Origin of the sequence: Mycobacterium simiae, from assembly GCF_008370645.1 — a bacterium.
In the GTDB taxonomy this organism is placed as follows: Bacteria; Actinomycetota; Actinomycetes; order Mycobacteriales; family Mycobacteriaceae; genus Mycobacterium; species Mycobacterium simiae_A.
The window spans coordinates 32,939-46,725 of the sequence record NZ_VTZN01000005.1 but is presented as its reverse complement, the minus strand read 5'-3'; the positions used below and the strand labels follow the sequence as shown (position 1 = coordinate 46,725).

Below are 13,787 nucleotides of genomic sequence, written 5' to 3'. Positions count from 1 at the left end.
GATGCGTGACTCAGCCTCGGACACAGCCTCCGCCAGCGCTCAGCGCGGCGCGCCGATCGTGCCGACGCCGGGACTCGGCAGGTTACGAATCCATGCCGATATCACCGTGGTTGTCGTGGTGCTGGTGTTGACGAACTTGGTCGCCCACTTCACCACGCCATGGGCGAGCATTGCTACCGTCCCGGCTGCCGCCCTCGGTTTGGTGATCCTGGTCCGGTACCGGGGGCTGGGCTGGGCCGAACTCGGCCTGGGCCGCCAACACTGGAAATCCGGCGTGGTATATGCGCTGGTCGCTGTTGCCGTCGTGATGTCGGTCATCGCGCTCGGAGTGCTGCTGCCGATTACTCGGCCGATGTTCCTAAACAACCGCTATGCCACCGTCTCCGGCGCGCTGATCGCCTCAATGATCATCATTCCACTACAGACCGTCATTCCCGAAGAGCTGGCGTTTCGCGGTGTCTTGCACGGGGCGCTGAATCGCGCCTGGGGCTTTCGCGGCGTCGCGATGGCTGGCTCGCTGCTATTCGGTCTTTGGCATGTCGCCACGTCGTTGGGACTGACCAGCAACAACGTCGGCTTCACCCGGCTGTTCGGCGGCGGAATTATCGGAATGCTGGCCGGAGTGACACTGGCGGTGTTGGCCACCGGCGCGGCCGGCTTTGTGTTCAGTTGGTTACGCCGGCGCAGCGGGAGCCTGATCGCGCCGATCGCGCTGCATTGGTCACTGAATGGGTTGGGCGCCCTAGCCGCAGCGGTGGTCTGGAACCTGACCACCTGAGTCGCGGCTAAACCAGTAGCACAGCTGCACCCGCGATGCGGCCCGAGCTGAGGTCGCTCAGCGCACGATCGGCCTGACCTAATGGATATTCGGGAGTGGTGACCCGGATGTGATGCTGCGCGGCGAAGTCAAGAAAGGCGCGCGCATCAGCCCGAGTATTCGATGTGACCGATCGAATCTGGCGCTCCTGGAACAGGTGCTGATGGTAATTCAGGGATGGGATGTCGCTGAGATGAATGCCCGCGATCGCCAACGTGCCCCCACGGTCCAGCGCTTCGCACGCGGGCAGTACCAGGTCCCCGACCGGAGCGAACAAGATCGCCGCATCCAACGGCACCGGCGGCGGATCGGCGGCGCCTTGGACTGACGCGGCGCCGAGTTCGAGCGCCAGCTCGCGCGCGTCGGGCCCGCGGGTCATTACGTGCACCTCCGCGCCGTGGGCCAGTGCGACCTGCGCGGTGATATGGGCGCTGCCGCCGAAACCATACAGACCCAGCCGACCACCGGGCGGCAGCTCGGCGCGCAACAATGAGCGGTATCCGATGATGCCGGCGCACAATAGCGGCGCCAGCTCGCTGTCGGCGTAGCCGCGGGGCAGGTGATGCGCGAAAGATACTGGAACAGTGGCGAATTCGGCATATCCGCCGTCGGCGTCCCAGCCGGTATAGCGGGACTTGGGACACAGATTCTCGTCGCCGCGCAGGCAGTACTTGCATACGCCGCAGGTGTGGCGCAGCCAAGCGATACCAACCCGGTCCCCAACTCGAAACTCGTCACCGGCAGCGGCGCCGACTTCGACGACCTCCCCGACCACCTCGTGTCCGGGGGTGACCCGTTGGCGGTGCACAGCAAGGTCGCCCTCCGCGACATGCAGATCGGTACGGCAAACCCCGCACGCGTGCACCGCCACCAGCAACTCCGACGGCCCTGGCCGCGGCACCACCGTGGTCACTCGCTCCAGCGGGTCGGTAATCATCGGCCCTGGTCGACGTACCTGCCAGCTGGTCATCGTCGTCGTGGCGGTAAGCGACGCCATCAGTCCATGATGCCTTGCGGCACACCTGGGTAAGCGCCCGCGGGTGCAGCGCTTGGCCCAGTTAGCGCCTGCGCACCATGCCGACGACCCAGAGCAACAGCACCGAGCCTAGGATCGCGGTGAACAAGGTAAACCAAAAGCCGCCGGCTGCGGTGTCGACGAAGAAGCTGAGCAGGAACCCGCCTATCAACGCGCCAACAATGCCGATCACGATGTTCATCAAGATGCCGGACCCAGCCCCTTTGACAATCTTGCCTGCGATCCAGCCGGCGATCGCGCCGATGATGATGTAGCCGATCCAACCGACGCTAGTCAGCGTGGTTGACCGGGCTAGGAATTCGGTTGCCGCTATGACGTCCATCCGCGTCTCCTTGAGATCAATGGCAAAGGCACCCTCGACTGCTGGGCCGTGATCCCGGTATACACCGTTTGGCTAAACGACGGTGAGGTCGATCTCGCGGCGACACCCACTCCCGCCGGGCGACTACGCCGGTTGGGTCCGCTGCGGTGTCGGCGTGGTGGCGGGAGTTACTCCAGCGGCGGGAGCCTGGGCCGGTGCGGGCGCCGGCGCCGGTGCTCCCGGTTCGGCTGCGGTCTCGCCTGGTGGGGGGGCAGGCGGCGGTGTCCAAGGTCGGATCGACTCCGCGAGAACCTTGGCTGCTCCCTTGTCTACCGGGTTGTTCGCGGTCCCAAGCCACACCACAAACCAGCGCTGAGGCGGTCCCGCGTTCGGCGCACTCGTGGGTGAACCGATCACGCCGGTCCAGATTTGGCCGTTGGGCTTGGCCGGATCGCTGAACTTGACTTCGTAATACGACGCGCTTCCCGATAATCCGTTGGCGTTGAGGGGAATGGCTTCTTGATTGATTCGCGTGCCGGGGTAGGGCAAGAAGAATTCACCCATATCCGAGCCCAGCCGAACTGCTGCTTTCGGATTGGTGGTTTCAGCGCTGGCATATAGCTTCTGGTCCAGCCGCCCCAACACGATGCGAGTGTCGTTGGCAACCGGGGGCGCCTGCCCGGGGGTGGGCGGCTCGCCGGTTACCTTGCTCAGCAGCGCCGACCCGTAGTCGAGGTGGGAGGCGTCTGACTCGACCCAGCCGGGGGGCACGACGAAACTGAATCCGCCGACGGCGTTGGTGATCCGCCCTGGCTCGGGTGCGTTCGGGTCGACAGCAGGTGTGGGCGCATTGGGGTCGGCCGGCGGTATCGCGTTCGGGTCTGCTGGTTGGGCATTCGGTGTAGACGGGGTGCCCGGCGCAGCCGGAGTGGTTGTCGTGGCCGGCGCCGGAGCCGGTGTCGCTGCGCTGGTCGATGGCGGCGGCACAGCGCTCGTAGTTGCCGGCGCCGGCGCCGGCTCGGGGTCTGCGCTGGAGGTCGCGGGCAGAGCAAGGGTGAGGACGCTAGCACCGCACACCGCGGCGATCGCTAGGGCGGCCCGCAGTCCGTTGCGACATCTCGTGTTGGAGTCCACCTGATGCATGGCGACAACCTACCGCGTTATTGCCGTGAAGCAAGGATGGCCTACCCGGTGTCTCCCATCGCTTTAGGTGCGCGATCGGTGCGGTGCCGGGTACAGCGCCACTTCATGAGCCTTGATGCTGTACCAGACCGACGTGCCGGGCGTTAGCTTCAACTCGGCGGCGGCGTCAATGGTGATATTTGCGGCCAGGCCCGGCGCGCCGTCGGGCTGGTCTGGACCGCGAACCAGGACGGCGGGTCCGCGGGTCTGCAACTCAGATACGGTGACTTCCACCGTATTGCGGGGGCTGCCGTGGGGCCGTTCCTGGTGCACCGCCACGACAGTCGGCGGGAACACCGCGATGGCATCTTGACCGCAGCTGAGATCCCCGGTCGGCTTGCCGTACCAGTGAGCGCCGGAGGGGGTTTGCAGCGCGCCGTCAGGTCCAATGGTCCCGCTAACCAGGTTGACACCCGCGATGCGAGCCGCGAAATGACTCCGGGGCGCGCCGAGCACCTCGGCCACCGGGCCGATCTCGGAGATCTTCCCGGATTCCAGCACCAGCACTCGATCAGCCAGCGTCAACACATCCAGCAGGTCATGGGTTATCAGCACGACAGCGCGCCCGGTGTCGGTTACCACGCTGCGCAGGACCGCCCTGGTCGCCGCGGCCGCCGTTACATCGAGCCCGGTCAGCGGCTCGTCGAGGAGCAGCACGTCGGGTTCCGCCGCTAGTGCCCGCGCAATGGCGACCCGCTGGGCTTGACCACCTGATAGTTGCCGCGGCCTGCGGTCGGCGAACTGATCGGCGTCCACCGCGCTGAGCCAGCGCAGTGCTGCTTGCTTCTGTCGGGCGCTACTGAACCGGTACATCCGGCGACGGCTGAGCGGCCCGAATGCCACGTTGGCGGCCGCGCTCATGTGTGGAAACAGCAGCGGGTCCTGCAGGAGCAGCCCGACCCGGCGGTTGTGTGTCGCCACATTGATCCCGGCAGTTGTGTCTGTCAACACGCGGTCTCCCAGGCGCACCAGGCCGGTGTCGGGCCGCACCAACCCAGCGATGACATGCAGGGCGGTGGACTTGCCGGCACCGTTGGGGCCGAGGATGGCCAGCACTTCGCCTGCCGACACTGAGAATTCAACGTTCAGACGGCCGGTGATGAACGCGCGCAGCTGCAATCCGCTCAAGGCCGGTTACACACCTGATATCGCGAGCGGTGCCACCGTGCCAGAAACCACAGCACTGCCCCCGGCACGATGTCGGTCAACGGCTTTGGCAGGTCGAGCTGCCGCCCGGCTGCCACCGCCGCGGCATGTCAATCACACAGCTGCGGCACATGGCTCACACCATAAGCGACGCTATCGACCGCAGCACAGCCAGTCGCTACGCCGAGATTGCAGTGACGGTTGTGGTCGGCTCAGTGAGCACAGCCCCGGTGGCAATCTCGGCGCGGTGAGTGATTGGGCGCCGGCGCGGGGCAGGTCAACCGTGTCCGCTGAAAATGATCCGCATCATCCTGAGATTGATGCGCGTGAAACGCCAAAACTGGACGAAGAGGTTCTGACGCATCCGAAGCTTCGCACGGGTGGGCAGCGGAGCGTCGGCAATGCGTTCGGCGGTCCGGACGTCCACCTCCGAGTAGATGTTGTCGTCATCCATGGGAGCGCTCTCCAATCTTCGGTCATTCAGGGATCAGCCACCAGAACGGCCTGGCCTTGGCCTTATAGATGAATAGGTAGTGCAGTAGCACCTTGATCCAGTGGCCGGCCAGGCCGAGCTCGCCGGAAGTTCCGGCGATGTCACGGCCGGTCTGCGGATACCGCACCGGGTCTGGCACGACCGGGAACATCGTCATCGCGGCGGCTGAGCCCGCGCGCAAGCCGGTACCGGCCGACGCGATGCACGCAGCGCCCATAGTCGCCATGGAAGCACAATGGGCAGGAGCCGCGGCGTCTTTGGTAATCCGGTCCCGGATGGTTTGGGCGACAGTCTTGGCCATGATGCCCGACGGCATGCCGGTGCGCGGTGGACTGGGCGTTATGACTGTCCCGGCTGCACTCTTGCGCGGGCGGGAGATCGGGTGTGGCGGCGCAAACGCGATTCCCGGCGCGAAGATGTTTGGGTAGGCGAGGGACTCGTAGGTGTGCGGCCAGTCTTCGGCCGACCACTGCTCGTACGGCTTGACCGAGTAATCCGCGTCGACCTTGAGGAAGCCTGACGGCGCGAAGAGAGTGGCAGTGATGTCGTTGCCGTCCTTGTCGTACGCGGCCAGGCTGGCGCCCTTGAACGGCGGCAGCAGCATCGCGAAGTCGAAGTCGAGGTCGTGTTGTTTGCCGTCGAGCTGCTCGTATCGCAACTTGCCGTCCATCACCTCGTGCACGTGGGCTTGTGTGATGGCCTTCACGCCGCGCTCGCGGAACAGCGACTCGGTCCACAGCCGGCTGGACTGCATGAAGCCTTTTTCGACGAAGCTCATCCCACCGACGCCGAAGTCGCCCAGCTCGTATTCGTTGGTGAGGTAGACAACCTCGGCCAGGCCCCTTACCCCGGCCGAGCGCAGCGTGTGCTCGACATTGAAGGTGTACTCAAACGCCGCGCCTTCGCAGGTGCAGGTGCCGTGGCCGACGCCGATGACTAGGCGTTGTGTCTGGCCGGCCTGCAGCTTGGCAATGACCGCCTCGAGCGCCTTGGCAGCCTCGGCGGCGTGGGCAGCGGTGCATACCGAGAATGAGTGCCCGTTAGGCCCGAGGCCGGGCGTGGCCGCGAAGTTCAGCTGTGGGCCCGTGGCGTTGATCAGGTAGTCGTAGCTAAGGCTGCCGGTCTCGCCGGAGCGTGCCTCATCGGTATAGGTAAAGTCCACCGTCGGCGATCCCTGCTCACCAGTGCCCTCCGGGCGAATGGCGGTCGCCAGCGCCTGGTGGAAGAGGATGCCTTTGCGCTTGTAGATCGGCTTGAGTGGAATCAGGACCTTGGCCGGTTCCATCCGGCCGACGCCGACCCAGATGTTCGATGGAATCCAGTTCCAGTCGGCATTCGGCGAGATGACGACGACCTCATGGGCCGGGGGAAGCCATCGGCGCAGGTGGAGCGCGGCAGTATGCCCGGCGATGCCGGCTCCGAGGATAACGACTCGTGCCATGGATGCTCCTTGGTTAGGGTGGCCCAAAGCGGCGGCAAGCCTTCAGTATATACCCCTAGGGGTATGAAGGGTGAGGCGGCGAGGCTTGTTGTCAATTGCAGTCGTCCGACGAACCCAGGGCGATCCGCCGAAGATTTCGCAGTACTTGTCCCAGCTAAGGTTGGCATGATGAGTATTCCAGCCAACGACAAGATCGACGCCAGCATGCTAAGCGGCGTATCGGAAACAGCACTGCTAACCCTCAACGGGCGGGCTTATCAGGCTGGGCGGCCCAACGCGATCATCAACGACCCGATGGCGATTGAACTTGTCGAGCGCATTGATTTCGACTTCGCAAAGTTTGGACGCAGGGGCCAAGAGATGGCACTTCGCTCGTTAGCGGTCGATCGGTGCGCGGTCACGTACCTCGCGAAGCGACCCAACGCCACCGTTGTTGCTTTGGCCGAGGGTTTTCAAACTAGCTGCTGGCGCGTGAGCAGCGCACTACCGACTGCGCAATTCCGCTGGTTATCAGTTGATCTGGCGCCGGTGATCGACCTTCGCCAGCGCCTGTTGCCGCGTTCCGGGCGGATCACTAACCTTGCGCAATCGGCCCTGGACTACAGCTGGATGGACCACGTCGAAAGCGGCGATGGCGTTTTCATTACTGCCGAGGGCTTTCTCATGTACCTACAGCCATCACAGGCGATGCACCTCATCGCTGAGTGCGCCACGCGTTTTCCCGGCGGGCAGATGTTCTTCGATCTACCGCCGACCTTCGTCAAAAAGGTCGCACCGAAAGGCATGCGTTCTTCCAAGCGCTACCGGGTACCGCCGATGCCGTTCAGCCTCTCGGTCAATCAGCTGACTGATCTGGTCAACACCATGTCTGGAGTCAAGGCGGTGCACGACGTGCCGATGCCCAAGGGGAGGGGTCTGTTCTTTCGGACCCTCTATCCCGCCTTCTGGCGGTTCCCGCCAACGAAACGATTCCGCGGCGTGTATGCGCTGCTCGAATTCGGCTGATAGACAGCGGATTTATCTGGTGTCAGTGCCGGTGATCCCGGTCAACGTTCGGGCTCCCAGGGCGAACACGACCAGCGCCGCCACCGCGACCAGCAGCAGTGACAATGCGACCGCCGCATCTGGATTGTCCACTCGCTGCAGGTAGATCTCCAGCGGAAGCGTGCGGGTGACGCCTTGCCGAGAGCCGGCGAACGTCAGCGTCGCGCCGAACTCCCCCAACGACCGAGCGAATGCCAGCACCGCTCCGGACACCACGCCCGGCAACAGCAGCGGCAGGGTGACCCGCCACCAAACGGTGCTTGGTCGCGCCCCCAGGGTCGCGGCCACCACCTCGTAGTCGGCTCCCGCGGTGCGAGCCGCCCCCTCGAGGGATATCACCAGGAACGGCAGCGAGACGAAGGTCTGTGCTAGCACCACTGCTGCTGTGCTGAAGGCGACGCTGATACCGGCTGCCGCTAGGTACTGTCCGAGCAAGCCGAGCCGGCCGAACGCGTAGAGGAGCGCGATTCCACCCACAACCGGCGGCAGGACCAGCGGCAACAGGATCAGCGGTCGCAGCAGCCGCACCAACCGCGCCCGGCTGCGGGCCAGCACCAACGCCATCGGCACTCCCAGCAACACACACAGGACAGTGCTCGCGGTGGCAGTCTTCAGGCTCAGCAGAAGTGCTGTCTTTGCCGACGCGCTGATGATCAGCGACCAGAAATTTGGCCAATCGACCTTGACGCCAATCGCGATTAGCGGCAAGACCACGAAAACCGTCCCCGCTGCGGCAGGGAGGTAAACCCAGCGGGGCAGATCCGTTGTCGGGTGCACAGCAGCTCGTCAGGGCTTCACAAATCCGGACCGATTTAGGATCTGCTGACCCGTCCCAGTCGTCACCATGGTCACGAACTTCTGCGCCATTGCAGGCTGCGGCGCCTTCTTCAGAACCGCGATGGGATACACATTCGCTGCGCCGGCGGCCTCAGGGAACTTGACGGCGGTCACTTTGCTGCCGACGCCGAGTGCGTCGGTGACATAGACCAGCCCAGCATCCGCCTCTCCGGTGATGACCTTATTCAGGACTTCGGTCACGCTGAGTTCCTCGCTCACCGGATGGAGGCGTACCCCGGTGGTATTTGCGATGCGCCGGGTGGCCGATCCGCAGGGCACCGGTTGCTGGCAGATCACCAAGCTGAGCCCCGGTCTTGCCAGGTCCGCAAATGAACCAAGCTGCCTCGGATTTCCCGGCGAGGTGACGATGACCAGCGTGTTAGCGGCAAAGTTCGTCGGACCGGCGGCCACCAATCCGGCCTTGGCGACGGTGTCCATCGGCGCGCTGTCTGCCGAGGCGAAGACGTCGGCAATCGCGCCGTGGGCCAGCGCAGTCGTCAGTTCCGACGAGCCCGCGAAATCGAAGTCGACGCCGACGCCAGGGTTGACCTGCTTGAACTGCTCGCCGATCTGAGTGAAGGCAAGCTTCAGCGAGGCAGCCGCAAACACCACAATTGACCCCGCGCCATGGGACGGCTGCGAGTTCGGATGGCACGCCGACAGGCTGCCCACCACCAGCATCGATACCAAACCGGCGCGCAATCCGACCCGACGCATTGGTCAAACTTAACAGCGCAGCGCTCAGCCCCAAGTCGCCAGGAATGCGCGGCCGAATGTGCCCTTTCATCCCAAGAGTTCGGTAAATCACCTGCGCGTCGTAGCGGTGCGGGAATTTCGCCTAATAGCTACTGTCCAGTAACATGTATTCCGGTTGACGCCGATCGCGCTGAGATACCAGGCAAGGTTCCGTGATGTGTAAACCGTCAAGAACATGTTTGGCGCGCCGAGTGCGAGCATGCGCTGGCCAACCAGGGGTCTGGGTTCAGCGTTGAACACGAGGAGGTCATGGCAGTGGAGGTGCTCGTTACTGGCGGGGATACCGATTTGGGGCGCACGGTGGCCGAGGGTTTTCGCGACGACGGTCACACAGTGACTCTGGTAGGTGCCCGCGCAGATGACCTCGAGGTTGTTGCCAAGGAGCTCGACGCGGATGCCATCGTCTGCGACACCACCAACCCAGCCAGCCTGACCGAGGTTCGCGGTCTTTTCCCCCATCACCTGGACACCATCGTCACTGTGCCGGCGCCCACCTGGAATGCCGGTGACCCGCGGGCTTATGCCCTGTCCGACACCGCTACCGCATGGCGCAATTCGCTCGACGCAACCGTGCTTTCGGCGGTACTGACAGTCCAATGTGTGGGTGATCATCTGCGCTCGGGCGGTTCCATCATCAGCGTCGTCGCGGAGAACCCGCCCGCGGGCAGCGTCGACGCAGCGATCAAAGCTGCACTCTCCAATTGGGTTGCCGGACAGGCCGAGATCTACGGCACCCGCGGTATCACGGTCAACGTGGTTGCGTGCGGGCGTGGCGTGCAGCCCGGTTACGACGGTCTTTCCCGCGCACCCGCCCCCGTAGCGGCCGAGATCGCCCGGTTGACGCTTTTTCTCACCACGGCTGCGGCTCGCCACATCACCGGCCAGACACTGCATGTAAGTCACGGCGCACTGGCCCACTTCGGCTAGGCGCAGTGCGTCAGCCGACCTGATCGCTACGCTAGACACCGTGGCGATCAAGCTTGGATTTCAGATCCCTAGCTTCTCTTACGGCTCTACCGTCGAAAAACTATTCCCGTCAGTCATTGCCCAGGCGCGCGAAGCCGAGGCCGCCGGCTTTGACTCGCTTTTTCTGATGGACCACTTTTATCAACTGCCCATCTTGGGAACGCCTGACCAGCCGATGTTAGAGGCTTACACGGCCCTCGGCGCATTGGCCACCGCCACCGATCGGCTGCAATTGGGCACCTTGGTGACCGGCAACACCTACCGCAACCCGGCCTTGCTGGGCAAGATCATCACGACTCTGGACGTGGTGAGCGCCGGCCGGGCAATCCTCGGCATCGGCGCCGGCTGGTATGAACTCGAGCATCGCCAGCTCGGTTTCGAGTTCGGTACCTTTACCGATCGGTTCAACCGACTCGAGGAGGCGTTGCAGATTCTCGACCCGATGATCAAAGGCCAGCGGCCCACAGTCTCGGGGGCTTGGTACACCACCGAATCCGCGCTGGCAGAGCCGCGTTACCGTGACCGCATCCCCATCCTGATCGGTGGTGGCGGTGAAAAGAAGACTTTCGGAATCGCCGCCCGCTGGGCCGACCATCTCAACATTGTCGCGCCGCTTGATGAACTGCCTCGAAAGATGGCGGCCGTTCTCGCTCGGTGCCAAGAAACCGGCCGAGATCCGTCGACGCTGGAGACCAGTGTGATGTTGACGGTGGTGATCGACGAAAAGGCCAAACCAGATCAGCTCCCCGCCGAAATGAGCAGGCGCATGGTGATAGGCAGCCCGGCTCGGATCGCTGACCAAGTTCAAACAAAAGTGCTCGACGTCGGCATTGACGGTGTGATCATCAACCTCGCTGCGCAGGGCTACACGCCCGGACTCATCACCACTGCTGCCGAGGCGATGCGGCCCCTACTCGGTCGGTAAACACGCTTCCACCAGCGCAATTCGCTGAGTGTGGCTAAATACACAGGTGAGTGCCTGGGCGGGCGCGCCGACGGTTGGCTACCGTGGTAGCTAACTGTAGTTTGCCGTCGAGGAGATCCCGTCAGGAGCAGCGGAAGATGAGTCCCCAGCAGGAACCCACAGCTGAACCCCGTCCAAAGCATCGCGTAGTCATCATCGGATCTGGGTTCGGCGGACTCAATGCGGCAAAGAAGCTCAAGCGAGCTGACGTTGACATCAAGCTGATCGCGCGTACAACACATCACCTCTTCCAGCCGTTGCTTTACCAAGTCGCGACCGGCATCGTCTCCGAAGGAGACATTGCCCCACCCACCCGTGTGATTCTGCGCCGGCAGCGCAACGTTCAAGTGCTGCTCGGCGACGTCACCCATATTGACCTGGCCAAGCAGTGCGTTGTGTCGGAGCTGCTTGGCCACACCTACGAGACCCCGTACGACAGCTTGATCGTCGCTGCGGGGGCAGGCCAGTCGTACTTCGACAACGACCATTTCGCCGAGTTCGCGCCGGGTATGAAGTCGATCGACGACGCGCTGGAATTGCGGGGCCGGATCCTTGCCGCGTTCGAGCAGGCCGAACGTTCAAGCGACCCGGAGCGGCGTACCAAGTTGCTGACGTTCACCGTCGTTGGGGCCGGACCCACCGGCGTTGAAATGGCGGGGCAAATAGCTGAATTGGCCATCCACACCTTGAAAGGCGCTTTCCGGCATATCGACTCCACCAAGGCGCGGGTGATACTGCTCGACGCGGCCCCGGCGGTGTTGCCGCCGTTCGGCGAGAAGTTGGGCGCGCGAGCGGCCGCTCGGTTGCAGAAGTTGGGCGTGGAGATTCAGCTGGGTGCCATGGTCACCGACGTCGACCGCAACGGCATCACCGTGAAAGACTCCGACGGCACTATCCGGCGCATCGAATCAGCATGCAAGGTGTGGTCCGCCGGAGTTCAGGCCAGCCATTTGGGCCGGGATCTAGCCGAGCAATCCTCCGTTGAGCTCGACCGGGCTGGCCGAGTCCAGGTGCTGCCCGACTTGTCTATTCCTGGCCACCCGAACGTTTTCGTCATCGGCGATATGGCTGCCGTTGACGGAGTGCCGGGTGTCGCGCAAGGCGCCATCCAAGGCGCCAAGTATGTCGCTAGCACGATTAAGGCTGAGCTCGCTGGGGCCGACCCCGCCGAGCGCGAGCCATTCCAGTACTTCGACAAGGGCTCTATGGCGACGGTGTCTAGGTTTTCGGCGGTGGCCAAGATCGGTCCGCTGGAACTCAGCGGCTTCATTGCCTGGTTGGCGTGGCTGGTCCTGCACCTGGTTTACCTGGTTGGGTTCAAAACAAAGGTCAGCACGCTGCTGTCGTGGACGGTGACGTTTCTGAGTACTCGACGGGGCCAGCTGACTATCACCGAGCAGCAGGCCTTCGCCCGCACTCGGCTTGAACAGCTGGAAGTGTTGGCCGCCGAGGCGCATCGCCCGGCGGCGAAGAGGGCGAGCTAGCCGGTAACCGATCACCCTGCCATGTGCTCAGCGTGCCTCCGCCGGCCAGTGTTAGCAGCGTGGCACCATGCCTGGCGGCAGTGAATGTTGTTGCCGGATAGCGCAGCTCGTTGATGGTGGCACGGGGCGCCGCTATGACGTCATCGGCCAGCGATCCGGCGCCCAGTTCCACCCGGTGGCGCAGCATTGGACGACCATTTCGGTCGGCGTGCAGTGACCCCGACCAAAACCCCTCCTCCTCACCGCATCTGCCGATTTGCACGCGCTCGCGAAAGCGGATGTGACCCGCGCTGTGCAGGTTCAGCACCACGCTCGTTATGTGCCTGGCCGCGGCGGCAACGACCGTCGGCGCTAGGTCTACATCAAGGGTTCCGGTCACCTCGATGTCCCAGCTGGACCTCGATGTTGATGTTTCGGCGCCGGGCAGAACCACGGCGGCCGCTGCGCTGCGTAGCCGCAGCCTAGCGTCTTCCTCCACGATCACCCGGATGTTGGCGGAGTCACCGCCCAGCGGATTCATCGCCGTCGACAGCAGATATACGGTGTCGGGCGCGATGCAACGGGCCGCAATGCCGCCGCGGTATTCGATGCGCGGCAAGCGGTTACGCGTCGCGACCAGCACGACCTGGGAGTGCATCAGCCGCCACTAAACGTTCGAGGCCAGTTGAGCGCGAACCCACTCCAGCACTTTGGTCGCCGCCGGGTCCTCGGTCAACGATTGCAGTACGGTTGGCCGCCCACCGCGTACCGCGCCGGCGTCGCGGGCCATCACCTGCAGGTCGGCGTTCACCAAGGGAGCCAAGTCAGTCTTGTTCACTACCAGAAGATCCGAATAGGTCACCCCCGGCCCGCCCTTGCGCGGCACCTTGTCGCCACCGGCCACGTCGATGACGAAGATCTGTACATCCACCAGGCCCGAAGAAAAGGTGGCCGTGAGGTTGTCGCCTCCGGACTCGACCAGGATCAGGTCGAGGGCATCGTGCGCGGCCATCAGGTCATCGATGGCGTCCAGGTTCGCGGTGATGTCGTCGCGGATCGCGGTGTGCGGGCAGCCGCCGGTCTGTACCGCGGCGATCCGGTCGTCGGGCAGGACCGCATGCTTGCGTAGGAAGTCGGCGTCCTCAGTGGTGTAGATGTCGTTGGTCAGCACCGCCACCGACAGCTCGTCGCGCAATTGCCGGCATAGCGCCGCAACGAGCGCTGTCTTTCCGGAGCCGACTGGACCTCCGACGCCGATGCGCAGCGGCTCGCCTTGTTGGCGGACCCGCTTGGGCCGGTCGGTATGAGAATGCGGATGAGCGTGCGAATGTGTTGTCACGT

15 protein-coding genes are annotated in these 13,787 nt (G+C 64.0%); 5 read left to right on the top strand and 10 right to left on the bottom strand.

What is annotated here, in order from left to right:
- Position 1: 1 nt before the first annotated feature.
- Entirely contained in the window at positions 2–778 is a 777-nt protein-coding gene (locus F0Q45_RS01960; protein WP_149652303.1) for a CPBP family intramembrane glutamic endopeptidase, read from the top strand.
- A gap of 7 nt (positions 779–785) precedes the next feature.
- Here F0Q45_RS01960 and F0Q45_RS01955 read toward each other — a convergent pair whose 3' ends face one another.
- The 6 genes from F0Q45_RS01955 to F0Q45_RS01935 form a co-directional block, all read right to left on the bottom strand.
- Positions 786–1,814, bottom strand: a complete 1,029-nt coding sequence (locus F0Q45_RS01955) for a zinc-binding alcohol dehydrogenase family protein (RefSeq protein WP_149652302.1) — start codon at positions 1,812–1,814, stop codon at positions 786–788.
- 61 nt (positions 1,815–1,875) lie between these two features.
- Positions 1,876–2,175 (bottom strand): GlsB/YeaQ/YmgE family stress response membrane protein, encoded by a 300-nt coding sequence (locus tag F0Q45_RS01950; RefSeq protein WP_149652301.1) that lies wholly within the window; start codon positions 2,173–2,175, stop codon positions 1,876–1,878.
- A gap of 123 nt (positions 2,176–2,298) precedes the next feature.
- Complete coding sequence (locus tag F0Q45_RS01945; RefSeq protein ID WP_149652300.1) at positions 2,299–3,297, bottom strand: alanine and proline-rich secreted protein Apa; 999 nt, start codon at positions 3,295–3,297, stop codon at positions 2,299–2,301.
- Positions 3,298–3,360: 63 nt separating this feature from the next.
- A complete protein-coding gene (locus F0Q45_RS01940; RefSeq protein WP_149652299.1) occupies positions 3,361–4,464 on the bottom strand; it encodes a sulfate/molybdate ABC transporter ATP-binding protein in 1,104 nt (367 codons plus the stop codon).
- Between the two features lie 295 nt (positions 4,465–4,759).
- A complete protein-coding gene (locus F0Q45_RS27455) occupies positions 4,760–4,936 on the bottom strand; it encodes a hypothetical protein (protein ID WP_188112748.1) in 177 nt (58 codons plus the stop codon).
- 22 nt (positions 4,937–4,958) lie between these two features.
- A complete protein-coding gene (locus F0Q45_RS01935; RefSeq protein WP_149652298.1) occupies positions 4,959–6,416 on the bottom strand; it encodes an NAD(P)/FAD-dependent oxidoreductase in 1,458 nt (485 codons plus the stop codon).
- A gap of 168 nt (positions 6,417–6,584) precedes the next feature.
- Between F0Q45_RS01935 and F0Q45_RS01930 the strand changes: the two genes are divergently transcribed.
- Entirely contained in the window at positions 6,585–7,421 is an 837-nt protein-coding gene (locus F0Q45_RS01930; RefSeq protein ID WP_223163862.1) for a class I SAM-dependent methyltransferase, read from the top strand.
- 12 nt (positions 7,422–7,433) lie between these two features.
- On the opposite strand, the gene F0Q45_RS01925 is transcribed toward F0Q45_RS01930, so the two are convergent.
- Complete coding sequence (locus tag F0Q45_RS01925; RefSeq protein ID WP_149652297.1) at positions 7,434–8,237, bottom strand: ABC transporter permease; 804 nt, start codon at positions 8,235–8,237, stop codon at positions 7,434–7,436.
- Positions 8,238–8,246: 9 nt separating this feature from the next.
- On the bottom strand, positions 8,247–9,014 hold the full coding sequence (gene modA, locus F0Q45_RS01920) for a molybdate ABC transporter substrate-binding protein (protein ID WP_149652296.1): 768 nt from the start codon (positions 9,012–9,014) through the stop codon (positions 8,247–8,249).
- Between the two features lie 288 nt (positions 9,015–9,302).
- On the opposite strand from modA, the gene F0Q45_RS01915 reads away from it, so the two are divergent.
- The 3 genes from F0Q45_RS01915 to F0Q45_RS01905 all read left to right on the top strand — a co-directional run bounded on the left by F0Q45_RS01915 (position 9,303) and on the right by F0Q45_RS01905 (position 12,467).
- Positions 9,303–9,980 (top strand): SDR family oxidoreductase, encoded by a 678-nt coding sequence (locus F0Q45_RS01915; RefSeq protein WP_149652295.1) that lies wholly within the window; start codon positions 9,303–9,305, stop codon positions 9,978–9,980.
- Positions 9,981–10,020: 40 nt separating this feature from the next.
- Positions 10,021–10,944, top strand: a complete 924-nt coding sequence (locus tag F0Q45_RS01910) for an LLM class F420-dependent oxidoreductase (RefSeq protein ID WP_149652294.1) — start codon at positions 10,021–10,023, stop codon at positions 10,942–10,944.
- A 137-nt stretch (positions 10,945–11,081) separates the two neighbouring features.
- Entirely contained in the window at positions 11,082–12,467 is a 1,386-nt protein-coding gene (locus tag F0Q45_RS01905; RefSeq protein ID WP_149652293.1) for an NAD(P)/FAD-dependent oxidoreductase, read from the top strand.
- On the opposite strand, the gene F0Q45_RS01900 is transcribed toward F0Q45_RS01905, so the two are convergent.
- Complete coding sequence (locus F0Q45_RS01900; protein WP_149652292.1) at positions 12,373–13,104, bottom strand: urease accessory protein UreD; 732 nt, start codon at positions 13,102–13,104, stop codon at positions 12,373–12,375. The genes F0Q45_RS01905 and F0Q45_RS01900 overlap by 95 nt on opposite strands.
- 9 nt (positions 13,105–13,113) lie before the next feature.
- Positions 13,114–13,785 carry an urease accessory protein UreG gene (ureG, locus tag F0Q45_RS01895; protein ID WP_149652321.1) on the bottom strand — a complete coding sequence of 224 codons (672 nt, stop codon included), beginning with the start codon at positions 13,783–13,785 and terminating at the stop codon, positions 13,114–13,116.
- Between the last annotated feature and the right edge of the window lie 2 nt (positions 13,786–13,787).